The sequence below is a fragment of the Bacillus sp. 3G2 genome, from assembly GCF_044324725.1.
Classification (GTDB): domain Bacteria; phylum Bacillota; class Bacilli; order Bacillales; family Bacillaceae_G; genus Bacillus_A; species Bacillus_A mobilis.
This window is the reverse complement of the sequence record NZ_CP172246.1, coordinates 1,676,718-1,703,350: the sequence shown is the minus strand read 5'-3', so window position 1 is coordinate 1,703,350 and position 26,633 is coordinate 1,676,718. Positions and strand designations below refer to the sequence as shown.

Genomic DNA, 26,633 nt, shown 5'->3' with positions numbered 1-26,633 from the left:
TATAATGAACTAATGCGAAAATAACAAAGAATTTATAATAATACATATGTCATATAAATAAAAAATGAGGCCACAATTAGCCTCATTTTTCTAATATTGTTAATGCCTCACCTGTTTTATAATATCCATTCATCACATCTTCTGGAACCATACTACCACCAGTTCCCCACACAATATGAGTACCTTTCTTCATCTTCTCTGTTAACTGTTGTTTTTGTAAATACTCATCTTCTTTACACACTTTCACTGGTCCTATCATACCGGCTAACGCAGAAGGCTCTAAATAAATATTTTCCGTATCAGCTAGTTCTTTTAACAATCTATACAACTCTTCATCACTTACTGTGTAATTTCCACTCAAAAATGGTTCCATCTTTTTACCGACAAATCCAGATGGTCTTCCTACCGCTAGTCCGTCCGCGTCTGTTACATTATCAATCCCGATATCTTGAACAGCAATTTTATCATGAAGTCCTGTCATTAAACCGAGTAACATGCATGGAGAGTGCGTAGGCTCCGCAAAGAAGCAGTGCACATTATCTTTATACAATAACTTTAAACCAAATGCGACTCCTCCAGGTCCGCCTCCTACTCCGCACGGAAGATAAACGAATAAAGGATGCTCTTCATCTACTACAATCTCTAACTCTTCTAATTGTTTTTGTAGACGCGATGCTGCTACTGCGTATCCTAAAAATAAATCATGGGAGTTTTCATCATCTACAAAATAACAGCTAGGATCTGCCTCTGCTTGCTGACGCCCCTCTTCTACTGCTTTACTATAATCAGCTTCATACTCAATAACGTTTACACCTTTACTTCTTAATAAATCTTTTTTCCATTCTTTTGCGTCTGCTGACATATGAACAGTTACATTAAAACCTAGTTTCGCACTCATAATCCCAATACTTAGCCCTAAATTACCTGTAGAACCTACCGCAATTGAGTATTTTGCAAAAAACTCTCTACATGTATCACTATCTAAAATAGAATAATCATCATTTTCTGTTAACATTCCATGCTGCAAAGCTAATTGCTCAGCATGTTTCAGCACTTCATAAATGCCACCTCTAGCTTTAATTGATCCTGATATTGGAAGCAAGCTATCACACTTTAATAACAATTCTCCTAATATAGGTTGCCCGTAATTTTTCTCTAAAGACCTTTTCATAGAAAGTATCTTCACTAAAGGTGATTCTATAATGCCGCCCATTTCTTGCGTTTCTGGAAAAACTTTCGCAATATATGGTGCAAAACGCTTTAACCTCTCTTCGGCATCTTTTACATTATCTTCATTCAATGGAGAATCTTTTATTGCCGTTTCATACTTTTCCATGTTCGGATTCAGCCAAAACACTTCTTCTGTTGCGATTAATTTATTTATTAGTGGATATTCCTCTTTTAAATTTTCTATTCCCTTCATTTCTCTTCCTCCTCATAACCTTGTAGCTTACGATTCAATAAATTATAATTAAATTAATTTTAATATAGTTTAACACAAATTATTCACTTAAGTTAATTTTAATTTAATTTATTTAAATATAATTTAATAATAATTAAGGAGCCTTTCATTATGGAAAATATAGATATTGGTAAAAAGATTGAAAAGCAAAGAAAAGAAAAAGGTTTAACTAGTAAAGAACTCGCAACGATGGCAGGTATAACACCCTCTATGTTAAGTCAAATTGAGCGTGGGTCTGCTAACCCTTCTATCCAAACATTAAAAGTACTCGCAAAAGTGTTAGATGTTCCAACATTTAGCTTTTTACTTGAAGATACAAATACAGACGATTTAATTGTACGTTCTCATAAACGAAAAAAAATGATTATCGATAATTTATCATATGAATTGTTATCACCTGATTTCACAGGAAATTTAGCAACAGCAATTATGACTGTTCCGCCGAATACAGCTTCATCTGAAAATGTACTAGAACATAAAGGGGAAGAACTAGCATTTGTATTAGACGGAACAATTACATTGTATTTAAACGAAGAGGAGTACACTTTAGAAAAGGGTGATAGCGTAAAAATACCCGCTTATTTAAAACATAAATGGGGAAATCAGTTCGAGAAAAATGCAATTGTTTTATTTTCTGTTACTCCTCCGATTTTTTAATATAGGTAATAAAAATAGCCACGTGCGGATTCCTCCGTACATGGCTATTTTTATCTTTTCGGCACCAACAAAATTCCTAAACTAATAATAAAAAAGCTCATTATTTGCTGTATTGATAAACCAAATAAAACCGAATTTTGTTCACTTATAAGCGAAATAATGATATGAGCAAACCCCTCAACTATTAGAAAAACACTTATATTCTTTCCATTTCCGAGTCTTTCATTTTTCATCCATAACAAGCCCAGTATACAAAGGCCAAGGATGATTTCATATACGAAAATGGGATGATATAAAAATTTAGATTCATATATTTTCACACCCCAAGGCAGTGTCGTTTGTACACCTATTTTGTGGTGGAATAGAAAATAAAAAATAATACTCATACATAGCCCAATAGGCAATGCATCAAGTAAAATACAAAGCGAAAATTGCTCCTTTTTACTTTTCCAAACAATGTATACACCCGCAATTACACAGCCTGCTATAATATGCTTCATACTTCCTATAGCTAATAATGCTTGCAATGGCGATTTAAAAGCCCATACTGGATTTATAATTGCCGGTGCAAATTTCCATACAAATACAATGATTAGAAAAGCATTTGTTACTGCATCCATCATTTTTTCATATGGTACACTTTCGTTCTTCATCTTTCGTTTCATCAACATAAATCCAAATAGACTTCCAATTATAAGAGATACAGGTTGTAACCTCATGATCCACTCCATCAATACAAAATCCCCTTAACTCTCAATTAATTTTTTAAATTTCTCTTCTAATTGATCTGGAGGTAATACACCTCGTACTTGCTCTACGATAATCCCATCTTTATTAACAAAAAATGTCGTTGGTAACGAAAATACTTTATAATCTAATCCAGCTACTCCGTCCATATCTAGTAAAACAGGAAACTTAAATCCGTGACGATCTGCAAATGCGCTCGCTTCTTGTACTGGATCTCCAATTGTCGCATTTACCGCAAAAATTTCAACATCCTTTTTATATTTATCATACAAATGAACTAAGTCAGGTGCCTCCATTTCACATGGGCCACACCATGATGCCCAAAAATTAATAAGATATGGTTTTCCTTTTGCATCATTTAACGAATGCAGCTTCCCGTCTAATCCTTTTAATGTTATGTTTGGCGCTTTAAACCCTACTTGTGGTAATACTTCTGTTTCTTGTAACTCCGCTTGTTTTGCTTTTCTTTCTTTTTCTTCTTTTTTTGTATTATAAAAGTTCACTCCGGCCCAAATTAGTGCCCCGGCTAGTATAATCGCAATTAGTTTCTTCACTTTTCTTCCTCCTCATTATTAAAAACCTGTAAATCCACCGAATAGGCGAATAAAGAATGCTGTAATTTTCGTCATTTGATTTGTATACAGTAAAATACCTGTTATAATCATCATTCCTCCGCCAATTTTCATCATGACATTGGCATATGTAACAATCCATTTTACCTTCCCAATAAAAAATGCCATTACGAAAAACGGAACCGCAAACCCAAGAGTATACGCTGTAATATAAAGAAGTGCACCTTCAGGATTCGTCGCCCCAAGCATGAGTACAGCTGAAAATATCGGTCCAACACATGGCGTCCAACCCGCTGCATATGTCATACCGACTAAAATCGAGCGAATATATCCAGTCGATTTACTTCTATACTGTACCTTTTTCTCTGCCATAAGCCACTTAGGCTGAAACAAACCTGTCATAAACAGCCCCATCAAAACAATGAAAATCCCGCCAATTTGTTGAATCAATTTTTGATTAGATGAAAATGTTATTCCAATCCAACTTACCGATAAACCTAACGCATAAAATATAACCGAAAATCCGATCATAAAAAATACGGTATGCATAATCGCTGATTTTTGCATCATTCCACGATTATCTTTTAAATCTTGAATAGAGACACCTGTAATATATGATAAATAAGATGGATATAGCGGTAAAGAACACGGTGATATAAATGACAATACCCCTGCCCCAGCTACAAGCCAAATTGTTAAATCTGCTGCATTCATTTTATTCCCCCTAAACACACTACAATGAGTAGTGTTAATCTTTAAAAAAAGAGGCTATATGCACTCTCCGACAATAAGTACAATCGATATACAGAATAAAGCTAATGTTACATATAGCGAATTCGTATGTAATGGAATATTAAGCTTTACGACTTTTTCATTTAACACTTGCTCGATTCGTAAATTTATTGCCGTTTTTGCAAATGAAGCTGTCACACATCGATTTTCGATTGTCTTTATTTTAATTATTTTTAATAATGCGCTACCTAACTCGAATTTAGACTTCATTTTTCGCATTGCGTATTTATCTGCCGCTAACTCCTGATACACATGATAGCGTTGCAATAGCCCTTTTAATATCGGGATGTATATCATTCCTTCTGCTAATAACGTAAAACAAAATAATTTTAACGGATCTCGATTCTTTTGATGATATTCTTCATGAAAAATAATTGCATCCATTTCTTCATCTGAAAATGTTTGAAGCATCCCCTCTGAAATGACAACTTTCGGACGAAATAATCCAATCGTAAATGCCGCAACTTCCGAAGTCGGCAATATATATATTTGTTTTCCTTTTCGAATGAAAGGGATAAGTACTTTTTGTAATTTTTTACTATAGAAAAATTGTCGCCAAATTCTTTTGCAAACTATGAGTACAGTAAGTACTAGTAATCCAGCAATTATAATACGAATGAGCGATAATTCTTTCATATGTTGTTCTAACTGGAACAAGCAAAACTTTGAAAGAAAGAACGCCTTATTTTGAAACAGAAATGGATATGTAACGTAATACACTAACATACTGAAAAAGAGGGTACTAACAATTACTGCTAACAATACGATTTTACGCATTTGCCATTTCATTTCATTGATCCTCTTTTTTTAACTGATTCAATTTGTCTTCTAATTTTTTTATTAAAGTCGAATCAGCCTGCTCTAACTCATCAAGCATATGATTTACAACTAAATCTCCAAATTCCCCCATCAATTCCTGTGTCATTTTCTTCGTTTGATTGGATAAGAATTCTTCTTTTGTTTGCACAGCACGATATATGCCACTTCTTTTCACAGTCTGTTTTTCTAAGTGAAATTTCTCTACTAACCTGTTCATAACTGTCATGACCGTATTAAAATTCACAGGTGATTCTTCACTTAATTTCTGCTGCACTTCTTTAATCGTAATACCCTCGGTAGACCAGACAATCTCCATAATTTTCGCTTCAAGCGGTCCAAAGAAATGATTTAATCCTTGCTCATTTAACTTATAGTTTTGAGTAAACATAGTATGACTCCTTTCACACTACGAATTGTAGTATAAATTAAATGAAAGGTCAAACACGAATGATATGCACTAAAATTCACTATCTATAAATCAGTACCCCGTCCTATTCATCGTAAACCTAATTTCTCTCCAAATGTATCAAAGAGATACTGCTCTAATATTTGCACACTAAACTTCTCATTACGTCCAAGTGCAAATAATTCCCGATCTTTCGCTACAATCGTATCTAACGGAATAACGACATTATCCACTATTTTTGTAATTTCAATGATGTTACTTTTTACATTTACCTCTGTTTTAAATTCAATGTTTTCTAATACGATATGCGAGCGTCTTCCTGATGCCAAAAAAGTAAAGTTAGGATTTTTATAAATGCCAATTTCACTCTCTAATGGGTATAAATACTGAAAAATGATATCTCTATGTCCATCTTTTATTATTTTTTCATCCTTCTCATCATCTAAGTATTCTTTCACCTTCGTTGTAAATTCAAATCGAAAATCCACTTTTTTCACGCTCCCTCTTTGTATTTTTATATTAAATAAATATATTGAAATAATTTTACCATATTGTAATACAAGTTCCTATTAAAAGTAAAAACTCATTTGTAAAATCTCTATTATTTCCGATTCTTTTTTTAAGTATAAGCACTAATTCAATATGAATTCATGCTTTGTTATATCTATTTAAACATATTGTTTCCATATTTTGAAACAATAGTATGAAGTATTATATATCGATAAAGTGAAACTTTTATCAGCCCTCGCCACCTTTACTATTCCGATATACTGAAACTACATTTTCTACTTATTCCTTACATAGAGAAGGAATGTAAGTCTCTTCTATCGAATTTTTATATAACGAAAATGATTAGGTGGTGCTTTACTATGAAATTAGCTGTCATTGGTGGCGGTGACTTACAAGATTCAAATCACTCGCCTATTAATGAGCGACTTATAGCATTAACAAATAAACAGTATCCAAAAGTGTTATTCATTCCTACAGCAAGTCATGATGATGAAAGCTATATAAAACTATTTTTAGATACGTTCGAAAAACAATTACACTGTGAAGTACAAATTTTACGTACTATAGCCGATACACCTTCTAAATATGAAATAGACGAAATGATTCAATCAGCTGATTTAATTTATCTCGGTGGCGGGAACTATATTCAAATGATTACAAAATGGAAAGAACATAAGCTCGATGAAAAATTACTATTGGCTCTGCAGCAAGGAACGCTCATTGCAGGGTGTAGTGCTGGGGCTATGTGTTGGTTCACATCTAGTATCCGATCAGATTATGAAGGTTCTGGTTATTTAGAGAGCAACGGCTGGGGAATTGTGAACAAAAGGTTTTGTCCACATTATAATCAATTAAATAGAATGAACGCCTTTCATTCCTTTTTACAAAATCATCAAGGTAATATAGAAGGCATTGCATTAGAGGATAATTGCGCCTTATATATTACAGAAGAATCTTTTGAAATTATCGGTGAACCTGAAAAAGCGTGGGAGTTTTATATAAGTGATAACAAACTCATTAGACAACATTTTGATATCACTTTAAAAAGCTATTTATAAAGTGATACTTTAATCAGTGGGGGTTTTGTTCATCCCCCACTGATGATTATCAGCCCTCACCAATCGGGCATTTACGGGCAGTTGATCTCCCACCTAACTTCTTTGCTCCAGCCAAATTTTGAGGTGGGAGTCTTACTGGCCGGCGAATAGCGGGATAAACCTATACTCACAAAAAATGTCCCTAAGTATAATAACTTAGGGACATTTGCATGACTTAGCTCACTAATCGTGTAATTCGTTTCTTCTGCCATGAAAGCTTATAATATGCATACTGTAAAATTAAGCTGACAATAAATGCTGCTGGGTACCCGATCCATATCCCTTCTATACCAAGACTTGTATGATAAGAAAGGTAATACGCTACAGGTACTTCAACAAGCCAAATTGATACAACGCCGATAACAGTTGGCCATAATACTGTACCACTTGCTCGCATTGTCGCACTAATAATTTGCGCATGACCGAAAATTAAATAGCTCCATAATGTGATCATAACGAGGCTGTGAGCAATATCAATTGTAGTTTGACTCGTTAAAAATAGTGATAATATGTCTCTTGAGAACAAGTAAATAAGAGATATTAGCACACCACCGATGACATAGTTCATAATAATTCCGGCCTTCACAACTTTCTGCAATCGATCAAATTGATTTGCACCAATTGATTGTGCTGCAAAAATAGAAACTGTAATACCGAGGCTAACTGCTGGCATTTGTACATAACTTGCAACCTGATTCACGACGCCATATGCTGCTGTTGCATCCGAACCGTAACGATTTACAAACGCGATGACCGCAATTTCAGATAGTGAAACTAATATCATATTAATACTCGCCGGAATACCGAGTCGTAGCAATAGCTTCAATAACTCCCCATCCATGCGAAGATATTTCCTTACCGTACTATCTAATTGTAGTGGGTGATTTTTCTTCTTTAAATACACCAACATGACAATAAACGTAATAACTGTAGATATAACAGAAGCATACGCTGCTCCATACACATCTAATTTCGGAGCTCCTAACCATCCAAAAATAAGAATTGGTAATAAGATCATATTTAGTGCTGTACTTACAATTAAAAAGTAAAATGGCGTTTTAGAATCTCCTGTACCTCTCATAAATGTTGTATATGCAAAATATAAAAATAATACTGGCATCGATATAAATAATATACGTGCATAATGTACACTTATTTCAATAATATTTTCTGGCGTTCCCATAAGGCGCATAATATCCATTGCAAAAATACTGCCTACTATCGCCAACACAACTCCAATAATAAATGTAAATGTCAGCGTCGTACCAACGATAGCTTTTAAACGATCTTCGTTTTTAGCGCCAAACGCCTGACCAATTAAAATAGAACTACCTGAACCAATACCAATTACAAATGAAACGAGTAAGAAAAATAGAGGGAAGAATGCTGATATGGCTGCTAAATCATTAACTCCAAGCCATCTTCCTACTACTACCATACCGAATAATTGTCCAATCGATTGTAATACATTACTTAATAGTAACGGTACTAAAAACATGGACATCGACTTCCAAATCGGTTTACTCTCACTTTCTAACTTATGTGACTCCGCACCTTCTTTATTGTTATCTGTAGGTGGTTTCAAATTTCATTTCTCCTTTTATTAAAAATCTATTTTTCAACTTCTATCTCTTTGTATAGTTGTTATAATAATGTGCTTCTATTCATTTTCTTTTCCGTATGATTATAACTTCACCCAATATTGGCTTCCATCAGCTGTTCTATCTAAAAACCCATATTCGATTAAATATCTTCTTAACGTTACAAAATCCGGATATATACTTTCTATGACAGTATTTACTTCTTTCTCAGTGTACTTTTTATTACTATCAAACTTCGTCACTAAATGGCGTAATATAATTAATTTACGCTTTTGCTTTTTCGGAAATTTAGAAAGCGGTCCATCTAATCCTTCTGTAAAATGTGCTTTTAATACTTCATCATTTTCTTCTTCCGTAATATTGTAGCGATCATCTACCATCGTCGCTGTTCTATGAATAGGTACAAATTTCGTTTGTACTTTTGATTTTTCTTCTGACAGTTCCATTAAAGCTAAAAACACTTTCGCTTGCTTCATTTTCTCTCGAAGTGTAAATCGATGATTGCGAATGGTTGAAGTACTTCCACCATCCATCTCTTTTACAATCTCTTTATCATTCAGCCCCATATGGAAAAACTGAACCATTTTCTTTTGCAAATCAGTTAAACCAGTATACTTCTTATCAAGATTTAATAAATAATCAAACATAGACGTATGTTCATTTTGCACATGCAATTGTACAAACTTCTCAGCTTCATACAAAACTTGATTATCTTGATAAATTACGCCCTTAATAAACGCCTCTCCACAAGCTAAACAAATATATTCCTCTGCTTCCGCGTCAAATACATACCCTTTCTTCAATTCTTCTACCGAAGCATCCCAAAACTTCTCTGAAATATCACTCACACTAAACACTCCTTTGAAATGTTTATCTAAAAATAAACATTTTCCAATAACGTTTACTATTACTTCATCATCTTAACATAAAACAAACAAACACTTCAACGCTTCGTTTACCCATTTTGTAAACTTTTATAAAAACATCTATTAAAAGGGTTTGGTACAACGAAAAGCGAATGTATTTATATAAATTCATTCAATAGGATGTGAAATAGAACATGACTATTCCTCAAGACCCTTGGTTTACTGTAATGCAGATTGCACAAAATACATATGCAATTAGTGAATATGGACATTGGGAGAAAGTACATTCCTTCTTACTTATAGGCGATACTGCTGCAATTCTTATCGATACAGGACTAGGTATCGATAATATGAAACGTATAACAGACCAACTAACAAACTTACCCATTACAGTTGTCACAACACACGTCCATTGGGATCATATCGGTAGCCACGCACAATATGAAGAAATCTATGTACATGCTTTAGAAGAAGATTGGCTCATTAACGGCATAAAAGGACTCCCTATTACTCAAATTAGGCACGACATCGCTCGTGACATTACTTTACCTACACCTAAAACATTTCAACCTGAAACATTCGAGCCATTCCAAGGGACACCAACAAAATTACTACAAGATGGAGATATGATTGATATTGGAAATAGGAAAATTCAAATTATACATACCCCAGGTCACTCACCAGGACATATTTGCCTATACGATTATGAAACTGCGTTTTTATTCACAGGAGATTTGCTTTATGAAGGCACAATTTTTGCGTTTTATCCAACGACTAATCCTGTAGACTTCGTCCAGTCTCTACGCAAAATTACAAATTTCTCACCTATTAATCAAATTTACGGTTCACATCATACTCTTGGTCTCCCGCCTACTATACTGAAAGAAGTAAAATGCGCTATTCAATATTTGAGTGATAACAACCTCATTCAACACGGCACTGGTACTCACTCATTCCAAAACTTCAGTATTCAATTTTAACTACAAAAAAGGTATTTCCGTATACGGAAATACCTTTTATCCATTATATATTCTATTTACAACCTCGACTAAAGCTTTACTTACCTGTACGAATATATGCTTTCGGTTTCCACCCTCAACAAATTTATTAGCACAACTACCCATAATCATCATACAACTAATTATGACTAATGCTAACTTTCTATTTTTGCAAGTCACTTTATACCTCTCCACTATTGCAAAATTCCATTTAAATTTATCCCATCAGAAAATTTTACATGAATAATAAAACGTGTGAATATGCAATTCTGCATATTCACACGTTTTATTAAGATGTTGTGATTTAATTTAATTAGAGTACACGTATACCGAGGTGACTAACTTGAAATTTAAAGCGAAAAAAAATCCATTTCACGTCATTTTCATTACATTATTTATCAGTATTTTTCTCGTTTCACTATTCTTCCAAAATGAAAGTTCTATTTTTTTTACTCTCATGATGCTTTTAAATATCGTGAACCTTTCTTCATTCTATTTTTCTCACTACAATGTAACGGAAGCATCCCTTGTTGTAAAACATGGTTTTGTATTTCATACTGAAATTCCATTTGAAGATATTCGTCACGTTAAATTCTCTGGCAAAACACTTCGCTCAGAGAATTGGACTAGGCAGCAATTAGAAATCCATTACAATTTATTTGACTCTGTGACAACTTTCGTACCTCAAGAAGAAAAAAAATTCATTGCACTCTTAAAAGAAAACTGTCCACAAATGAAAGTATTGAATAGTCCCGCTAACAAATAATATATTTTGGCAATTGCAGTAATACAAACAGAAAACATACAAATATATATATCAAAAAAGCCAAGATTCTAAACTAAGAATCTTGGCTTTTTTATTACTCTTTCGGAGCAATCATTTTTTTCGGATCGACAATTTCATCAAATTGTTCTTCTGTTAGTAGTCCAGATTGCAATGCTGCCTCTTTTAACGTTAACCCCTCTTTATGAGCATGCTTCGCAATTTTCGCTGCATTTTCATATCCGATATGCGGGTTTAATGCTGTAACGAGCATTAATGAACGATTCACATTCTCTTTAATTACTTCTTCATCTGCTTCAATACCCACTGCACAATTATCATTAAATGAAACAATTGCATCAGCTAATAAGTGAGCAGATTGTAAGAAGTTATATGCAATAACAGGTTTAAATACGTTTAACTCAAAATTACCTTGACTCGCAGCAAATCCGATTGTTGTATCATTTCCCATCACTTGCGCTACAACCATCGTTAACGCCTCACTTTGCGTTGGATTTACTTTCCCTGGCATAATAGAGCTTCCTGGCTCATTTGCCGGAATAATAATTTCGCCTAGACCACTACGTGGACCGCTCGCCAGCCAGCGCACATCGTTAGCAATCTTCATTAAATCAGCTGCTAATGCTTTTAACGCACCATGCGTATATACAACTTCATCATGGCTCGTTAATGCATGGAACTTATTTGGTGCAGAAATAAATTGCTTACCTGTAAATTGGCTTATTTCCTCTGACACCATCTCACCAAATTTAGGATGAGCATTAATACCTGTTCCAACTGCAGTACCACCAATTGCAAGCTCTTTCATATATGTATTGCTCTCTGCAATCATACGCTCTGTTTTTTCAAGCATACGATGCCATCCGCTAATTTCTTGTCCTAATGTTAAAGGCGTTGCATCTTGTAAGTGTGTACGACCAATTTTTATAATATGTTCAAATGCAGTTACTTTTTCTGCTAACGTTTCTTTTAATTTCGTAATTGCTGGCAATACGTGATTTTCTACTGCAATTACACATGCTACATGAAGCGCTGTCGGAAATGTGTCATTTGAACTTTGAGACATGTTCACATCATCATTCGGATGAATATGTACGTCAGATCCCTTCTCTTTCAAAATTTGATTCCCACGATTTGCAATTACTTCATTCACATTCATATTTGACTGTGTACCACTACCCGTTTGCCATACGACAAGTGGAAAATGTTCATTCCATTTCCCTGCAATCACTTCGTCAGCTGCTGCCACAATTGCTTCTGCTTTTTCTTCTGATAGTTTTCCTAATTTTTGATTGCTAAGTGCTGCACTCTTTTTTAAAATCGCAAACGCTTTTACAATTTCAAGCGGCATTTGCTCTGTTCCAATCGGGAAGTTTTCTTTACTACGTTGCGTTTGTGCTGCCCATAATTTATCAGCTGGAACTTTTATTTCTCCTATTGTATCTCTTTCAATTCTGTACTCCATTTTTTCATCCCCTTGAAAATAAAATACCTACATCTCTTATAATAACAGACTTCCCCTTAAATGATAAGAATTCTCACTCATATATGTAAATATTCTATATTTATTTTTAAAAATTCCTCTTGACCTAAACTTAAGTTTAGGCTGTATCCTTTCCTTTGTAACCTACTATAACACTACTGGAGGAATTCAATATGAAAAAATATGCTTTCATAACAGGTGCAAATAAAGGAATTGGATATGAACTTGTTCGTCAATTAGCAGAAAAAGATTATCACGTATTTTTAGGTGCTCGTAATAAACAACTTGGACAACAAGCTGTAGAATCTTTACATGTATCAAACGTTTCCTATATTCAAATAGATATTTCAAGTTCACAATCCATTCAAGAAGCAATCAAAAAAATTCATGAAACGACTGGCCACTTAGATTTATTAATCAATAACGCAGGCATAGCACTAGACTTCCATACGCTACCTAGTGAATTAAATATTGAAACTTTACGTCAAGGATTTGAAGTTAACTTTTTTGGAACATTCCAAATGGTGCAAGCCTTTTTACCATTATTAAAGAAATCAAGCAACAGTAAAATTATCAATGTAACAACTGACATGGCTTCCTTAACAATGTTTGCTAATGGTGAAACACATCCAATTAATGCGTTAGGATATAATTCTTCAAAAACAGCTATTAATGCTTTAACATTAGCTTTTAGTAAAGAATTTAGTACTAACGGTCCAGAAATTTTCGGAGTAACTCCGGGTTTTACAACTACTGACCTTAATGGTAATTCCCCAGGTGGCCATACGACTAATGAAAGTGCTAAAATTATTATTAAATATGCATTAAGTGAAACAAACTATAATGGTAAAATACTAAATAAAGATGGCATTATAACTTGGTAGTAAAAGGATGAATTCTATGTTTTATACGATCGGTCAAGTCGCTAAAATGCAACACTTAACTATTTCTCAAATACGTTATTACGATAAACAAGGACTGTTTCCTTTTCTTCAAAGAAATGAAAAAGGCGATCGAGTTTTTGACGAAGAAGCACTGAAATATTTAGAAATGATTTTATGTTTAAAAAACACCGGTATGCCCATTCAAAAAATAAAACAATTTATCGACTGGTCTATGGAGGGAGAATCTACAATCCTTAGGCGGTTGAAATTAATGAAACAACAAGAGACCAATGTCTTACAACTCATTCAAGACACTGAAAACAACTTAAAAAAGATACAACAAAAAATCGCTAAATATGAGGATGAGATAACTTCTTCAACTCCTATTACAAAATAAAAAATCACCTTCTACATGTTGTAGAAGGTGATTTTTTATTTTATGATACTTGCTTTCCTTTTTCAACGTCATCTACATACCAGATGAATTTGCCTGTATATCCGTAAATAACCGCCAAAATTAATGATACAAAGCTTAACCACATAAACGGAACGTATGAGAACGTTGCTACACCTAAAATACCAGCCATAAAAATACCATTATCCGACCATGGAACCATACCTGAAGTTAACGTTCCACCTACTTCTGAGTTACGTGCCAATACACGTCGGTCTATTTTTAATTTATCATAGCTATCTTCCATAATTTTCGGTGTTAAAATTAGTGATACGTACATCGCACAACCAAATATATTCGCTAAGAATGCCACGATTAATGTAGATAATGTTACATTACCTGCAGAATTTAATTTCTTCTCGAATTTTGATACGATTACTTTTAAAACACCTAGTTTTTCAAGTAATCCACCAAATCCTAAACCAAAAATAATAACGGCCACTGAGCCAAGCATACCGTTAATTCCACCACGGTTTAATAACTTGTCAACAAATTCAACACCAGATTGAATTGAGAATCCGTTATACGCTGTTCCAATCGCCTCTCCAAAGTTCATGCCTTGGAAAAGAGTTGCCCAAATTGCACCAATTAAAGCTCCCATTGCAATTGTTGGCATCGATGGTTTCTTCATCGCTAATAGTGCGATAACAATGACCGCCGGAACAAGCATCCATATTTTAATATCAAATTCCTTTAATAAAGCTTCTTTTAAAAACTCTACTCGATTCAAATCTACATTATCGCCGCCATACATCCAACCAGCAACAGTAAACATAATGCTAGTAATAATATAAGCCGGAACATCTAATACGAGCATAGCTCGAACGTGAGCAATAACATCTACTTTCGCCATAGACGCTGCAAGAACTGTACTATCAGAAAGTGGTGATAATTTATCGCCAAAATAAGCTCCCGAAAGAACTGCACCAGCAACAAGCGGAAGTGGTAATCCAAGTCCCTCACCAATTGCCATCATAGCAATACCTGCTGTTCCTACTGTTCCCCATGATGTTCCTGTCGCGATAGAAGTTATCGAACAAATAATTAATGTTGCCAGTAAAAATATGCTAGGGTGTATAAACTCTAATCCATAATAGATTAATGTTGGGACAACGCCACCAGCAATCCATGTTCCAATTAAAGCACCTACTGCAACTAAAATCAGTATTGCTTCTAATCCGTTAGAAATCCCTTTCGTAATTGCATCTTGCAATTCTTGATAACGAAATCCTAATCTTAATCCAAGCGCAATTACTAAAAACCATGAAATAAATAGCGCTAATTGAATTGGGAGATCAAAAATCGTTTGGAAGGAAAAGACAACAGCAAGAAATAGTAATAAAAGAACTATGATTTCTAGCATCGATGGTAATCTTACACTTTTCATTTTTTTCTCTCCTTACAAGTCGATAACATGACGTATGTCGTCTTACATGTATGTAATATACAATTAGCGAAGACAAAACAAAATTTTCATATTATTTCGATTTATTTTTCCAGTATAATATATTGGACACCTTTTCTATTGTAAAAGTAGATGTTACTTTTCGCAATGGAAAATATAAAAAATGTTACATTTTTTATATAGAACAATCCAAAAATAGCCTTTTTAATATTTGCCACAACAAAACTTTTTACTATTCCCCATCTTTTAAGGACTACCATTTTTCCCCACGCAAAAAAAGCACACATCATTAAAATGATGCATGCTCCACTTTTATTTATACATATTTTGTATCTCTTCTTTATTTTTTAGTATTTCCACAAACTTATCGCTACAACCTTTCGGAAACAACACTCCGAGTCCATATGAATGCTCAAACTGAAAATGAGGGTACTTCGCTTTGACCTCATCCCAAAATTTATACACGCCGAAGTCTCGACCTTTCACCTCAATATCATGAAATAAAACAATACCGTTATTCGCAAGTTTCGGTAACCATGTTTTATAATCATGAGAAACTGCTTCATACGTATGATAACCATCAATATGCAACAAATTTATCGTTCCATCTTGAAACTGATCCACCGCCTCGTCAAAAGTAGATCGAATTAAATTCCCTATTTGAGGATAACTCATGTCCGTATATTTACTCACTATTTGAAAAACACCTTCTCCATATGGACCTGTATGCTCATCCCCTTCCCAAGTATCTACAGCAAAGCATTTTGTAGATAATCCTCCATCTTTTACCCCTTGGCAAAAACTGAAAAAAGAAGCTCCTAAATGTGTACCTAACTCAACTAATATTTCTGGCTTTTCAAATCTTACTAAATCATAAGCAAAGTTTAAATGTCCCACCCACGCAGAATTCATTCGAATATATGGACTATATTGATCAAATCCAAATGTTGGTTTATGAGTAACCCAGCTCATCACATTTCTCCTTCTACACATATTTTTAACAAACCAAATTACTCTTATCTTTATTTTTTTATCTTCTTGATTATGATTTAATTTTATAATTTCGCCTCGTTTTATTTAACCTACTCACTTATATCGTAAAGATAACTGGAACTACTAAAATCCCCATCTCACAAAACAGAAATTTCAGTTTATTTTTTATGCATTTCGTGATATATTGCATATTGTATTCAAAACTTATTTTTAGAGAAAGGAAATAAAACTATATGGATCCAAATCGTTTAAAAGGAATCATTATGGTTGTTATTGGTGCTTGTTTATGGGGATTATCCGGGACAGCTGCACAACAACTTTTCCAAAATGAGCACATTTCTACTGAATGGTTAGTTACAATTCGATTGCTTATATCCGGCATTATCTTGCTCATTATTTCGTCATTCGGAACGAGAAAAAAAGAAATATTCGGCATATGGAAACAAAAATCTGATGCTATTAAAATGATTTTGTTTGGCCTATTCGGTATGCTTGCTGTACAGTACACGTATTTTGCCTCTATTAAAGAAGGAAATGCCGCCGTCGCAACATTATTACAATATTTAGCTCCTATATTCATCACTGTATACTTACTTTTCAAATGGAACGTTCGTCCATCAAAAATCGATTTTATTTCAATTGCCCTTTCATTAGTAGGAACTTTTCTCTTACTAACAAACGGATCTGTTCATAACTTGGCTGTTTCTACACCAGCTATTATTTGGGGGATTTTATCTGGATTATCTCTTGCTTTTTATAGTTTATATTCAAAGGGATTACTAGAAAGATGGTCTTCCTCTGTTATCGTTGGATGGGGCATGATTATTGGGGGAATTGGTGTAACAATTCTACACTTTATTTCTACAAAAGAATTCATTATATTATCAACTATGAAATATGTAAAACTAAGTGCCCTACCGCTTATCACATTTGTCGTCATTTTCGGAACACTTATTGCATTTTATTTATACTTAGACAGCATACGATACTTGACTCCGAAAGAAACGACATTATTCGGATGTACAGAACCACTCGCAGCTATTATTTCTTCTGTACTTATATTACACGTACCGTTTCAATCTTTTCAGTTATTAGGGGCTCTTTGTGTCATTGTAATGGTACTTATCTTAAGCCAAAAACCAGATGAAGGGAAACCCGAATTAAAGCTTGTTCATGAGAAAAAGGAAAATATACAATGAAAGGATTGAATTCACTATGCCTATCCCTCAAAATTATAAAAAACAAGGAAGAGTTTCGGCAAAATCACTCGTTTTAAACCAACTACAAGATTGGATTATTGAAGGGGTACTGCAGCCTGATGAAAAAATTAATGATGGGGAATTGGCTGAAGCACTAGGGGTAAGCAGAACCCCCGTAAGAGAAGCACTTCAAATATTAGAACTTTCTGGATTAGTGGAAATGGTACCTGGTCAAAAAACAAAAATTGCTCCTATTAAATTAGACGACATTCCTATCATTTATGAAACGATGGCTGGTCTTCACTCTATTATAGGAAAGCAAGCACTTCAAAACATTACAGACGCTGATTTGAAACTCCTTTCTGAAATAAATGATGATTTTCAGCGTTCTATAGAGAACAAAAACGCAAAACAAGCTTTACAACTAGATATACAATTTCACAATACAATTTCTTCTATTGCTAAAAACCAATATATTGAACCATTTCTAGAAAATATGCAACTTCACGTTTTACGTCTTGAATACTTGTTTTTCCAAAACTTCGTTCCAGCAAGTCAATCTATTGAAGAACATCACTCTATTATTCAAGCACTGCAAAAGCAGGACGAAAAACAAATGGAACAAATGATGTCCCAAAACTGGCTCCGTCCAATGAAAGAAATATCAAAAATAATTTCTATGAAATAATAATAGAGCTGGTTACACAAAATCGTAACCAGCTCACCTTTTATTAATCTATATAGCTATGCCTGAATATCTGCATAATCTTCCATATCTTCGTACTCTTTTTCCAATTCCTCTAAAGACAGCTCGTATAATTGTCGGTCGCGAATTTTAAACACACCTGCTCCAATTAACTCATCGATTAAATGCCTCTTACGATTTTCAACAGCAAAACGGAGTTGACTACTCATCTTTTAAAAAACTCCTTTCTACGAACATTGAAAATGATAATCTTTATCAATTACCACTTTTGATTATAAAAGATGACTCTTTATAAGTAAAGTAATTTCATGAAATATTTACCTTACAAAGTATTTGTGGCCACATTATATATATGTATGCCATGCAAAAAATGTTATGACACATTTTCTTACCCTTTTTCTTTCATACTTTGCAAGTTGTCTCACCATGATTAAATGCACCATCTATTTCTACTTGAATGGTGACATGTTCTACATGAAACTTTTCCTTTAATACATCCGTAGCCTCTTTTAATACACTTTGCGTTTCATTATCTTTAATAATCAAATGGCAAGTTAATACTTGAAAATCAGATGTGACAGACCATATATGCAAATCATGAACTTCTTTTACAACCGTAATATTTAATAATGTACTTTTTACCGCTTCTACATTTATGTGCTGTGGTGCACCTTCCATTAATATATGGACCGTATCACGTGTTACACGCCATCCACTAATAATGACTAAAATAGACACAAGAATACTAGCAATCGCATCTGCAGCAGTCCATCCGAAAAATTTAATACATAGCGCTGCAATAATTGCTCCGACTGATCCTAATAGATCGCCTAATACGTGTAAGAAAGCACTTCTTAAATTCAAATTGCCCTTCACATCTCCGCCTCTCATTAATATCCAAGCCGATAAAATATTAATAAGTAGACCAAGTATGGCAATAATGAGCATCCCATTACTAGCAATCTCAACCGGTTCTTTAAAACGGCGTATTGCTTCAATAAAAATGTATACTGAAATGACAATAAGAACGACACCGTTACATAATGCTGCTAACATTTCGACTCGCTTGTACCCATATGTTTTCGCAGCTGTTGCTGTTTTTTCTCCAAGCTTAAACGCAAGTAAACTTAAAGCTAAAGATACCGCATCACTTAACATATGCCCCGCGTCAGATAGTAGTGCTAAACTATTTGTTACAAATCCTCCAATTACTTCAGCAATCATAAAACTTGTTGTTAGTACGAAAGCAATTAGTAACGCCTTTTTATTGTTAGAATGACCGTGATCATGTGAATGTCCCATACGAATGCTCCTTTAAGTGCAATATCTGTATGTTAGTATGAAACAAACTCCCCATCTTTATCCCGAATTAATGCCCGATTGGTGAAGGCTCATAATCAGTGACGTTGCCCCACACACTGATTAAAGTTTCACTTTACCCCATTTCCTCTGTATACACATTTCGCTACTTTTCAAACAAGTCCTTTTTCTCAAATAAAAACAAGACTACTTCTTTTTTATTTTCATATTGTTTACTAAAGAAAGAATTTTTAAGGAGGGGACGAAATTGAAAAGACTGTTTCTCTGTATGGAGCGTGAACTTATTGTTGTAAAAGAACGATATGGCAACTATGAAGCATCCTATCACTTACAAAATATGCAACCTACCTGTATTGCAGTTGATCCATTCCAACAAAACCGTGTATATTGCGGAACATTTGGAAGAGGTTTATGGTTAAGTGACGATGGCGGGGGTTCATGGAGGCCGATTGGAGATTCATATCGTTACTTTGATTTTCCAAATGAAGATGGTATTTTACATTCTTCAATCACTTCCATTACGATAAGCCCTAATGAACAAATTAACGGCTATGGCGTCGTTTATGTCGGCACAGAACCGAGCGCTTTATTCCGTTCAGAAAATGGTGGTGAAACGTGGACGGAACTTAAAAATATGAAATCGTTATTATCTTCTTATACGTGGGCTTTTCCACCTAGACCTTTCACCCATCACGTTCGCTGGATTACAGTAGACCCAAACACTCCAAATACAATCCATGTTTCAATTGAAGCAGGTGCTGTTATTCAAAGTAATGATAGAGGGCATACATGGATGGATAAAAAATTCGGTGCTCCTATCGATGCTCATCAATTGCTTATGCATCCTGACGCTCCAAATCGCCTTTATGCATCATGTGGTGACGGATTTATGGGCGGACCTGATCGCGCATACCTCGAAAGTTATAACAGTGGAAACAGCTGGATCTCATGCAGCGAAGGACTTGAACATCATTATTTATACAGCATGGCTATCGATCCAGCTGATTGTGATACAATTCTCGTTTCTGCCGCACCAAGCGCTGACCTCGCTCATCACCGTATTCCTTATGAATCTTATATTTATCGTAAAACGAAAGATACTCCGTTCCAACAAGTACAGCAAGGTCTACCATCAGCAATCGGTACAGTCATTTCAATGTTTGCGACAAATCCAGCAGAACCACATACGTTTTACACTTTAAATAACAATGGCGTGTTTCAATCCACTGATAGCGGCGAATCGTGGGAACAACTAAATATTCCTTGGAAAGATGAATATAAAACGCAACATCCTCATGCGTTACTCGTAACTAGTTCTTAACGAAAAGGGACTGCCTAATGGTTTTAGGCAGTCTCTCTTCTATTTCTTTAAATCAATTACAATATCATCTAGAACAATATCTTTACTCTTCGCTTCTTTTTTCGGTACTTCAATTTTCTTCTCTTTTCCATTCACATACTCTACTCCACCATGATTTTCAGGTGTATGAACTCGCAAGTGCACACGAGGTGTAACGATAAGCTTTGTTGCATTTTCGTTTAACTTTTGGAATGTAGCACTCCAACTACTTTTATGCGGTTCGGCTACTGTACTAGTTCCGCCATTTCCTTCACCAGCATATTTATTTCCGAGATCATCTTTTATTTCTAATTCCACATCAGCGCTATCCCATATACTTCGTAATGCCTTAGATTCTTCCTGATTGAAAAAAACGATAAAGGACATCGGGGTTACTTCCATTTTTTCTATGTTTACTTTTATTAATTCATTTTCAGAAACCCTATTAACCTTTACTTCCTTACTATCCATTGCTTTTAAACTAAGTGCGAAATTCCAGTTTCCCTTTATTGTATTACCTTCATAATCCAACTCAATTGCTTCTATATCCCACCAAACATTTGCTACATCTAGCCTTTCACTACCATGACCACTCATCGTAGTCATACCTACATATTTTCCCTCTCCAACTTTTGTAACGTTCGAACTACCTCCTCCGCCATTAAAGCCCATAACTTGCGGACTTCCAAATGGGAACGGTTTCTCTCCTAAGTCTTTATCACTCTCAATAGAATATGTGATTGTAATTGTTCTACCATCGAACACAGCATCATTAATTGTAACTTTAACCCCATTACTCTCTCTCGTCATATTTAATTCAGTCGAAAACTCTTTATAATTTTCATATAACCCTGTTCTACCATTATCTAAAAATCGGAATATGTCACCTACAATTGGTAATCCCCCGGCATACGTAGGAAATCCAATGCCCAGTGTTGCAACTGATAATCCTACTAAAATAGATGCAGCAGCAACACCTTTTTTCCAACTTTTCATCTTTTTCTTCGTACGTATCGACTGTTTTACATTCCGTTTTACTTTTTCTTTTTCAATTTCAGAAGTCTCAATTTCTTCAAGTTCTTTTTCATCTATATCAATATCATTTAATAGTTCATAAATGTCTTTCATATGGCACTACCTCCAAAACTAATATTCGTAGCATTTTGTTGTAGTTTCTTTTTCCCACGGTACACGCGATTATCGATCGCTGCCCGAGTTAACCCTAACTTGTCTCCTATTTCTTCTGTCTTCATACCGAGAAGATATTTCATAATGAACAACTTTTGATCTAACGGTTCTAATTGATTAATAAGCTTCAATAACTCTTCCCTATCTTCCATAACGATTAATTCATCTTCAGCTGACTTTTTCGTACTAATATGAAACTCATCTGAAATAATTTCTACTTTTTTAGTCGCTTTCCGGTAATAATCAATCGCCTTAAATTTCGCAATCGCCGCAATCCATTTTTTAAAGTCACTTGGCTCTCCATGAAATTTATTTGCGTTATTCCAAATGGAAAGAAATATATCGTTTACACATTCCTCTATGAGTCCATCATTTTGAACTGGAAGTAGAACTTTGTGCGTGATTCCTTTTATGAGCGGTAAGTATGTATCGACAACAAATTCTAGCGCATCTTCTTTTTGCCGTTTTAGCCTTTTTATAAAATTTTTCTCATTTGATTTCATGTAGCGATTCCCCTTATTTTTTTGTAAAAGCTTTTACACCCTATATAACGTCTTACAAAAAATTTTCTCTCATCTTTTTTTATTTTTTGTATGTTATGGAATACTTCCCCTAAGACATTGTCTCACATAACTATGTATTACAAGAAAATTTTCTCAAGTCTACCCTTTAATTCATGTAGTACACTATTTATGTAGTAACTTTTTAATTTGATGTACATTTTATTTCATTAATCTACTTTTCAACATTTTAAATTAGGAGATGAGATGTGTATGTGTGGAATTACAGGTTGGGTAGATTGGAAGGAAGATCTTTCACATCAACATGTTATTTTAGAAAAGATGGCAAATCGTATTCAGCATCGTGGTCCTGATGCTGAAGGATTTTGGTTTTCACCTCGTGCGGCCTTTGCACATCGGCGTTTAATTGTTATTGATCCAGAAGGTGGGACACAGCCGAAGACATTTCGTGCTGGTGATTATACGTATGCTCTTACTTATAATGGAGAAATTTATAATTTCCGTGAACTAAGAGAACAACTTCGAAAATGTGGTCATGCATTTGAAACGCATTCAGATACAGAAGTGTTACTACATGCTTATTTAGAATGGAAAGAAGATTGCGTACAACATTTAAACGGAATTTTCGCTTTCGCCTTATGGGATGATCAGAAGCAACAATTGTTTTTAGCACGTGATCATTTAGGCGTAAAGCCACTCTTTTATACTGAAAGAAATGACAGCATTATTTTCGGATCTGAAATAAAAGCGCTATTGGCTCATCCATCTGTTCCTGCTGAAATTGATTCGGATGGCATAAACGAAATATTTGGATTAGGCTTATTTCGAACTCCAGGATGTGGCGTCTTTAAACATATTCAAGAAGTGCGTGCTGGACATTCTATAACGTTTACACGTGATAAAAAAGTAGTTAAGAAGTATTGGAATTTAGAAAGTAAGGTTCATACAGACTGTACTGAAGATACATCATCACATATTTTATCTATTTTACAAGATACAGTAAAAAGACAATTAATTGCGGATGTTCCTCTCGTCTGTATGTTATCAGGAGGATTAGATTCTAGCGGGATTACTGCACTAGCAGGAAAAGAATTTGCTGCTGAAAATAAAACACTTCATACGTATTCCGTTGACTTTGTAAATAGCGCAAAAGATTTCGAGCTGACATTTGCTCGCACTGGTTTAGACGCTCCTTGGGTAAAACGCGTTTCTGAACATGTAGGGACATCGCATCATGACATTATTGTGAATGCTGAAGAATTAGCAAATCACTTATTCGTTCCCCTTCGCGCAAAAGATTTACCGAGTGCCGGCGAAATGGAAACTTCACTATATTTACTATTTTGCGAAATGAAAAAAGATGCAACTGTAGCTTTATCTGGAGAATCTGCTGATGAAGTATTCGGTGGGTATCCTTGGTTTCACCAAGAAGAACTACTATATGTAGATAAGTTTCCGTGGCTAACAAATTGGAAGAATACTTCTCCTCTTCTACTAAATGAAGTAAATAACCAATGCAACCTAGAAAACTATATTTATGCACGATTCCAAGAAGCGATACTTGAAGTACCTACTCTTGAAGGCGAAAGTAAAAAATCCGCAAAACAACGTCAAATGTTTTATTTATTTTTAACGAGATTTCTCCCGTTCTTACTTGATCGTAAAGACCGTATGAGCATGGCTGTAGGGTTTGAAGTTCGTGTACCGTTTTGCGATTATCGATTAGTTGAATATTTATGGAACGTTCCTTTCAACATAAAAAGCATTGATAATATTGAAAAAGGCATTTTACGTAGAGCACTGCAACCTGCTTTACCTGATGATGTACGTAATAGAAGAAAAAGTGCTTATCCAACTTCACAAGATCCACATTATCTGCAAACAATCCGTCATTTATCACTCGACATGTGCAATAATAAAAACAATCCTATTTTCTCACTTATTAATCATTCTACATTACTTGCCATTGCCGATGAAAGCAATAAAGAAATTAACAATTTTGAAGCAAGAAGTGCTATGGAATACATGCTTCAAGTAAATGAATGGTTAAAAACGTATCACATCCATATCGCTTAACAAAAAGGAGTTCAAGGATAAAAAACCTTGAACTCCTTTTATATTAATTAGCGCATCGTTTATTTTCAGTATCAATAGACCATCCAATAATAGTGGCACAATCTCTACCTTTCCACTGCAGTACATTTGTTAATACTGGTTCAATCTGTAAGCAACTTCCGTCGTGCAATATTTCTACTAATGATTGATCATCATCAAACCTTTGTTTATCACATTCTAAAATACCGTCCGTTGCCATTACAATATGATTCATTCCTTTTTCTAATCCTCTTACACCTGACGTAAAGCAAGGTGTATTTGCCGCAAAAATATTTTTCCTACCGATATATTCGTAATTCTTCCGTTTATTTAATCGCCCTTTACCATTCTTCGTTTTCTCAGAATGGAATAAATATGCGAAACAATCACCAACTGATAGCCAATATAAAAATTCGCCTTTTCGTAAACAAATTAAGCATGCAAGTTCCTCATCATCTTGATCACATTTTTCAATAAACAATTCATCTGTAAATAACGCTAATAAGTACATATGTGTATGATGAAAAGCTAAGTGTATCGGGTAGGAAAATAACTCTTTTAGTTTCTCTTTTCTTTCTGAAATTGCTTCTATTATATAATCAATATTTTTTGTTTTATGGTGTGTATCAAAAATCATAACAAATTCAAATTGTAATTCAGGATCCCACCAAGCAAGTACCGCATCTCCTCGTTCATATGCATCACTTTCTTGATTTCCCCCATATACGCCGACTGAAAGAGGACCACATTTTTCAACATGTATTTCATCTACATACATCTGTTCATGACTCATCCATTTGAATGTATTCACAGCTATCATCCTCTCTCTTGCTAAATGTATACCTTTACACATAGATTACCTTATATTTCAATAAAAATAAACTTTTTCAACATTTTTTATCCAAATAAAAGGATTTTATTTCTAAAGTAACGAATATATCTTACTATACGATATAAAAATAGGGGGATTTATCATTATGAAAGACATCAATCAACATTGGGAGAGTATTTATTATCACTTACGATACGAATATGAAGACAATCTTTCCCATCAAGCTATTCGTATTTTACAAATCGTTTCTCGTGAGAAAGATATAACAATTGGAAAAGTCGCTACTGAGCTTAGTCTCTCTCATAACACAGCATCTGAACACGTAAAGCGCCTTATTCAAAAAGGATTTATTATAAAAGAAAGAAACAAACAAGATGAAAGAGTTGTAAACCTTACATTAACGATAGAAGGTATTGAAGGATTAGAAAAGCATACTTTACTAGATAAAGAAAAGATAAAAATATTAGAATCTCAGTTATCAAAAGAAGAACAACAATTAATTGAAAAAGCCTTTTCGTTATTAGCGAAGGAGGCAAAATATGCATTTCCTCGTTAAAGTAATCGTTTCGGCACTTATTATCGGCGTTATTACTGAAGTCGCTAAACATTACAGTACGATAGGCGGCTTTATTGCTGCCCTTCCACTCGTTAGTTTACTAAGTCTATTTTGGATTTCTTTTGAAGGCGGGAACAAACAAGAATTAAGTCAATTTGCGATAGGCGTATTATATGGATTTCCTGCATCCGCACTACTATTATTTATCGTCTATATTGGTCTAAAAAACTCTTTTTCACTTAGTACATCTGTCCTGTTTGGTATAGGTGTTTGGTGCACTGTTTTTGCTTGTCAAAAATTATTTCAAGCTTAGTTAGGAGGGTTTATTATTTATAAACTTGTAGAGGT

General features: G+C 34.4%; 29 protein-coding genes. 12 read left to right on the top strand and 17 right to left on the bottom strand.

Annotated elements, in window-relative coordinates:
* Positions 1-82 precede the first annotated feature (82 nt).
* Complete coding sequence (locus ACHZK0_RS08795) at positions 83-1,423, bottom strand: D-serine ammonia-lyase (RefSeq protein WP_270340619.1); 1,341 nt, start codon at positions 1,421-1,423, stop codon at positions 83-85.
* Between the two features lie 150 nt (positions 1,424-1,573).
* Between ACHZK0_RS08795 and ACHZK0_RS08790 the strand changes: the two genes are divergently transcribed.
* Positions 1,574-2,119, top strand: a complete 546-nt coding sequence (locus ACHZK0_RS08790) for a helix-turn-helix domain-containing protein (RefSeq protein ID WP_395761442.1) — start codon at positions 1,574-1,576, stop codon at positions 2,117-2,119.
* A 50-nt stretch (positions 2,120-2,169) separates the two neighbouring features.
* Here ACHZK0_RS08790 and ACHZK0_RS08785 read toward each other — a convergent pair whose 3' ends face one another.
* From ACHZK0_RS08785 to ACHZK0_RS08760, 6 genes are all read right to left on the bottom strand, one after another.
* On the bottom strand, positions 2,170-2,850 hold the full coding sequence (locus ACHZK0_RS08785; protein ID WP_395761701.1) for a prolipoprotein diacylglyceryl transferase family protein: 681 nt from the start codon (positions 2,848-2,850) through the stop codon (positions 2,170-2,172).
* A 15-nt stretch (positions 2,851-2,865) separates the two neighbouring features.
* Positions 2,866-3,420 (bottom strand): TlpA family protein disulfide reductase, encoded by a 555-nt coding sequence (locus ACHZK0_RS08780; RefSeq protein ID WP_000733167.1) that lies wholly within the window; start codon positions 3,418-3,420, stop codon positions 2,866-2,868.
* 18 nt (positions 3,421-3,438) lie between these two features.
* The gene (gene ccdA / locus ACHZK0_RS08775) at positions 3,439-4,152 is read right to left on the bottom strand and encodes a cytochrome c-type biogenesis protein CcdA (protein ID WP_061676592.1); all 714 of its coding nucleotides are present in this window, start codon (positions 4,150-4,152) and stop codon (positions 3,439-3,441) included.
* A gap of 54 nt (positions 4,153-4,206) precedes the next feature.
* Positions 4,207-5,019 carry a M56 family metallopeptidase gene (locus ACHZK0_RS08770; protein WP_270340620.1) on the bottom strand — a complete coding sequence of 271 codons (813 nt, stop codon included), beginning with the start codon at positions 5,017-5,019 and terminating at the stop codon, positions 4,207-4,209.
* A gap of 1 nt (position 5,020) precedes the next feature.
* Positions 5,021-5,437, bottom strand: coding sequence for a BlaI/MecI/CopY family transcriptional regulator (locus tag ACHZK0_RS08765; RefSeq protein WP_262741660.1), 417 nt, complete (start codon positions 5,435-5,437; stop codon positions 5,021-5,023).
* A 107-nt stretch (positions 5,438-5,544) separates the two neighbouring features.
* Complete coding sequence (locus ACHZK0_RS08760; protein ID WP_048561514.1) at positions 5,545-5,943, bottom strand: DUF3942 family protein; 399 nt, start codon at positions 5,941-5,943, stop codon at positions 5,545-5,547.
* A gap of 381 nt (positions 5,944-6,324) precedes the next feature.
* On the opposite strand from ACHZK0_RS08760, the gene ACHZK0_RS08755 reads away from it, so the two are divergent.
* Positions 6,325-7,023, top strand: a complete 699-nt coding sequence (locus ACHZK0_RS08755; RefSeq protein WP_270340621.1) for a peptidase E — start codon at positions 6,325-6,327, stop codon at positions 7,021-7,023.
* 214 nt (positions 7,024-7,237) lie between these two features.
* Here the strand turns inward: ACHZK0_RS08755 and ACHZK0_RS08750 are convergent, their stop codons facing one another.
* Positions 7,238-8,647 (bottom strand): MATE family efflux transporter, encoded by a 1,410-nt coding sequence (locus ACHZK0_RS08750; RefSeq protein ID WP_063263638.1) that lies wholly within the window; start codon positions 8,645-8,647, stop codon positions 7,238-7,240.
* Positions 8,648-8,746: 99 nt separating this feature from the next.
* Entirely contained in the window at positions 8,747-9,511 is a 765-nt protein-coding gene (locus tag ACHZK0_RS08745; RefSeq protein WP_262741657.1) for a DUF2087 domain-containing protein, read from the bottom strand.
* A gap of 212 nt (positions 9,512-9,723) precedes the next feature.
* Between ACHZK0_RS08745 and ACHZK0_RS08740 the strand changes: the two genes are divergently transcribed.
* Positions 9,724-10,509: an MBL fold metallo-hydrolase gene (locus ACHZK0_RS08740; RefSeq protein ID WP_262741656.1), complete on the top strand. Its 786-nt coding sequence runs from the start codon at positions 9,724-9,726 to the stop codon at positions 10,507-10,509.
* A gap of 361 nt (positions 10,510-10,870) precedes the next feature.
* Positions 10,871-11,293: a PH domain-containing protein gene (locus tag ACHZK0_RS08735; protein ID WP_395761441.1), complete on the top strand. Its 423-nt coding sequence runs from the start codon at positions 10,871-10,873 to the stop codon at positions 11,291-11,293.
* 94 nt (positions 11,294-11,387) lie between these two features.
* Here the strand turns inward: ACHZK0_RS08735 and fumC are convergent, their stop codons facing one another.
* Positions 11,388-12,776 carry a class II fumarate hydratase gene (gene fumC, locus ACHZK0_RS08730; protein WP_073517897.1) on the bottom strand — a complete coding sequence of 463 codons (1,389 nt, stop codon included), beginning with the start codon at positions 12,774-12,776 and terminating at the stop codon, positions 11,388-11,390.
* Between the two features lie 191 nt (positions 12,777-12,967).
* Here fumC and ACHZK0_RS08725 point away from each other — a divergent pair, with 191 nt between their 5' ends.
* Together ACHZK0_RS08725 and ACHZK0_RS08720 are read left to right on the top strand one after the other, a co-directional pair.
* Complete coding sequence (locus ACHZK0_RS08725) at positions 12,968-13,678, top strand: SDR family NAD(P)-dependent oxidoreductase (protein ID WP_242242985.1); 711 nt, start codon at positions 12,968-12,970, stop codon at positions 13,676-13,678.
* A gap of 16 nt (positions 13,679-13,694) precedes the next feature.
* Positions 13,695-14,075 carry a MerR family transcriptional regulator gene (locus tag ACHZK0_RS08720; RefSeq protein WP_242242986.1) on the top strand — a complete coding sequence of 127 codons (381 nt, stop codon included), beginning with the start codon at positions 13,695-13,697 and terminating at the stop codon, positions 14,073-14,075.
* Between the two features lie 40 nt (positions 14,076-14,115).
* Here ACHZK0_RS08720 and nhaC read toward each other — a convergent pair whose 3' ends face one another.
* Positions 14,116-15,519 carry a Na+/H+ antiporter NhaC gene (gene nhaC / locus ACHZK0_RS08715; RefSeq protein WP_061680595.1) on the bottom strand — a complete coding sequence of 468 codons (1,404 nt, stop codon included), beginning with the start codon at positions 15,517-15,519 and terminating at the stop codon, positions 14,116-14,118.
* Positions 15,520-15,849: 330 nt separating this feature from the next.
* The gene (locus ACHZK0_RS08710; protein ID WP_262741653.1) at positions 15,850-16,509 is read right to left on the bottom strand and encodes a class I SAM-dependent methyltransferase; all 660 of its coding nucleotides are present in this window, start codon (positions 16,507-16,509) and stop codon (positions 15,850-15,852) included.
* Positions 16,510-16,763: 254 nt separating this feature from the next.
* Between ACHZK0_RS08710 and ACHZK0_RS08705 the strand changes: the two genes are divergently transcribed.
* Positions 16,764-17,729, top strand: a complete 966-nt coding sequence (locus tag ACHZK0_RS08705) for a DMT family transporter (RefSeq protein ID WP_375809386.1) — start codon at positions 16,764-16,766, stop codon at positions 17,727-17,729.
* A gap of 16 nt (positions 17,730-17,745) precedes the next feature.
* Positions 17,746-18,417, top strand: coding sequence for a GntR family transcriptional regulator (locus ACHZK0_RS08700; RefSeq protein ID WP_375809384.1), 672 nt, complete (start codon positions 17,746-17,748; stop codon positions 18,415-18,417).
* A gap of 56 nt (positions 18,418-18,473) precedes the next feature.
* Here ACHZK0_RS08700 and fbpA read toward each other — a convergent pair whose 3' ends face one another.
* Complete coding sequence (gene fbpA, locus ACHZK0_RS08695) at positions 18,474-18,644, bottom strand: Fur-regulated basic protein FbpA (RefSeq protein WP_000098301.1); 171 nt, start codon at positions 18,642-18,644, stop codon at positions 18,474-18,476.
* A gap of 193 nt (positions 18,645-18,837) precedes the next feature.
* Positions 18,838-19,737, bottom strand: coding sequence for a cation diffusion facilitator family transporter (locus ACHZK0_RS08690; protein ID WP_377920086.1), 900 nt, complete (start codon positions 19,735-19,737; stop codon positions 18,838-18,840).
* Between the two features lie 265 nt (positions 19,738-20,002).
* Here ACHZK0_RS08690 and ACHZK0_RS08685 point away from each other — a divergent pair, with 265 nt between their 5' ends.
* The gene (locus ACHZK0_RS08685) at positions 20,003-21,076 is read left to right on the top strand and encodes a glycosyl hydrolase (RefSeq protein WP_395761440.1); all 1,074 of its coding nucleotides are present in this window, start codon (positions 20,003-20,005) and stop codon (positions 21,074-21,076) included.
* A 39-nt stretch (positions 21,077-21,115) separates the two neighbouring features.
* Here the strand turns inward: ACHZK0_RS08685 and ACHZK0_RS08680 are convergent, their stop codons facing one another.
* Complete coding sequence (locus ACHZK0_RS08680) at positions 21,116-22,222, bottom strand: DUF4179 domain-containing protein (protein ID WP_395761439.1); 1,107 nt, start codon at positions 22,220-22,222, stop codon at positions 21,116-21,118.
* Positions 22,219-22,785, bottom strand: coding sequence for a sigma-70 family RNA polymerase sigma factor (locus ACHZK0_RS08675; RefSeq protein WP_395761438.1), 567 nt, complete (start codon positions 22,783-22,785; stop codon positions 22,219-22,221). Before ACHZK0_RS08675 ends, ACHZK0_RS08680 begins: the two co-directional genes overlap by 4 nt.
* A gap of 270 nt (positions 22,786-23,055) precedes the next feature.
* Between ACHZK0_RS08675 and asnB the strand changes: the two genes are divergently transcribed.
* Positions 23,056-24,879, top strand: coding sequence for an asparagine synthase (glutamine-hydrolyzing) (gene asnB, locus ACHZK0_RS08670; protein WP_395761437.1), 1,824 nt, complete (start codon positions 23,056-23,058; stop codon positions 24,877-24,879).
* A 43-nt stretch (positions 24,880-24,922) separates the two neighbouring features.
* Here the strand turns inward: asnB and ACHZK0_RS08665 are convergent, their stop codons facing one another.
* Positions 24,923-25,750, bottom strand: a complete 828-nt coding sequence (locus ACHZK0_RS08665) for a protein phosphatase 2C domain-containing protein (RefSeq protein WP_063263650.1) — start codon at positions 25,748-25,750, stop codon at positions 24,923-24,925.
* A 124-nt stretch (positions 25,751-25,874) separates the two neighbouring features.
* Between ACHZK0_RS08665 and ACHZK0_RS08660 the strand changes: the two genes are divergently transcribed.
* Positions 25,875-26,285: a MarR family winged helix-turn-helix transcriptional regulator gene (locus ACHZK0_RS08660; RefSeq protein ID WP_098613265.1), complete on the top strand. Its 411-nt coding sequence runs from the start codon at positions 25,875-25,877 to the stop codon at positions 26,283-26,285.
* Complete coding sequence (locus ACHZK0_RS08655; RefSeq protein ID WP_395761436.1) at positions 26,269-26,598, top strand: DUF3147 family protein; 330 nt, start codon at positions 26,269-26,271, stop codon at positions 26,596-26,598. The genes ACHZK0_RS08660 and ACHZK0_RS08655 overlap by 17 nt, the downstream gene beginning before the upstream one ends.
* Positions 26,599-26,633 lie beyond the last annotated feature (35 nt).

What these genes read in the sequence shown, in the direction of transcription:
- ACHZK0_RS08795 (WP_270340619.1), bottom strand. Translation starts at nt 1,423, where the DNA reads ATGAAGGGAATAGAAAATTTAAAAGAGGAATATCCACTAATAAATAAA.
- ACHZK0_RS08790 (WP_395761442.1), top strand. Translation starts at nt 1,574, where the DNA reads ATGGAAAATATAGATATTGGTAAAAAGATTGAAAAGCAAAGAAAAGAA.
- ACHZK0_RS08785 (WP_395761701.1), bottom strand. Translation starts at nt 2,850, where the DNA reads ATGGAGTGGATCATGAGGTTACAACCTGTATCTCTTATAATTGGAAGT.
- ccdA (WP_061676592.1), bottom strand. Translation starts at nt 4,152, where the DNA reads ATGAATGCAGCAGATTTAACAATTTGGCTTGTAGCTGGGGCAGGGGTA.
- ACHZK0_RS08770 (WP_270340620.1), bottom strand. Translation starts at nt 5,019, where the DNA reads ATGAAATGGCAAATGCGTAAAATCGTATTGTTAGCAGTAATTGTTAGT.
- ACHZK0_RS08765 (WP_262741660.1), bottom strand. Translation starts at nt 5,437, where the DNA reads ATGTTTACTCAAAACTATAAGTTAAATGAGCAAGGATTAAATCATTTC.
- ACHZK0_RS08755 (WP_270340621.1), top strand. Translation starts at nt 6,325, where the DNA reads ATGAAATTAGCTGTCATTGGTGGCGGTGACTTACAAGATTCAAATCAC.
- ACHZK0_RS08740 (WP_262741656.1), top strand. Translation starts at nt 9,724, where the DNA reads ATGACTATTCCTCAAGACCCTTGGTTTACTGTAATGCAGATTGCACAA.
- fumC (WP_073517897.1), bottom strand. Translation starts at nt 12,776, where the DNA reads ATGGAGTACAGAATTGAAAGAGATACAATAGGAGAAATAAAAGTTCCA.
- ACHZK0_RS08725 (WP_242242985.1), top strand. Translation starts at nt 12,968, where the DNA reads ATGAAAAAATATGCTTTCATAACAGGTGCAAATAAAGGAATTGGATAT.
- ACHZK0_RS08720 (WP_242242986.1), top strand. Translation starts at nt 13,695, where the DNA reads ATGTTTTATACGATCGGTCAAGTCGCTAAAATGCAACACTTAACTATT.
- nhaC (WP_061680595.1), bottom strand. Translation starts at nt 15,519, where the DNA reads ATGAAAAGTGTAAGATTACCATCGATGCTAGAAATCATAGTTCTTTTA.
- ACHZK0_RS08710 (WP_262741653.1), bottom strand. Translation starts at nt 16,509, where the DNA reads ATGAGCTGGGTTACTCATAAACCAACATTTGGATTTGATCAATATAGT.
- ACHZK0_RS08705 (WP_375809386.1), top strand. Translation starts at nt 16,764, where the DNA reads ATGGATCCAAATCGTTTAAAAGGAATCATTATGGTTGTTATTGGTGCT.
- ACHZK0_RS08700 (WP_375809384.1), top strand. Translation starts at nt 17,746, where the DNA reads ATGCCTATCCCTCAAAATTATAAAAAACAAGGAAGAGTTTCGGCAAAA.
- fbpA (WP_000098301.1), bottom strand. Translation starts at nt 18,644, where the DNA reads ATGAGTAGTCAACTCCGTTTTGCTGTTGAAAATCGTAAGAGGCATTTA.
- ACHZK0_RS08690 (WP_377920086.1), bottom strand. Translation starts at nt 19,737, where the DNA reads ATGGGACATTCACATGATCACGGTCATTCTAACAATAAAAAGGCGTTA.
- ACHZK0_RS08680 (WP_395761439.1), bottom strand. Translation starts at nt 22,222, where the DNA reads ATGAAAGACATTTATGAACTATTAAATGATATTGATATAGATGAAAAA.
- ACHZK0_RS08675 (WP_395761438.1), bottom strand. Translation starts at nt 22,785, where the DNA reads ATGAAATCAAATGAGAAAAATTTTATAAAAAGGCTAAAACGGCAAAAA.
- asnB (WP_395761437.1), top strand. Translation starts at nt 23,056, where the DNA reads ATGTGTGGAATTACAGGTTGGGTAGATTGGAAGGAAGATCTTTCACAT.
- ACHZK0_RS08665 (WP_063263650.1), bottom strand. Translation starts at nt 25,750, where the DNA reads ATGTGTAAAGGTATACATTTAGCAAGAGAGAGGATGATAGCTGTGAAT.
- ACHZK0_RS08660 (WP_098613265.1), top strand. Translation starts at nt 25,875, where the DNA reads ATGAAAGACATCAATCAACATTGGGAGAGTATTTATTATCACTTACGA.
- ACHZK0_RS08655 (WP_395761436.1), top strand. Translation starts at nt 26,269, where the DNA reads ATGCATTTCCTCGTTAAAGTAATCGTTTCGGCACTTATTATCGGCGTT.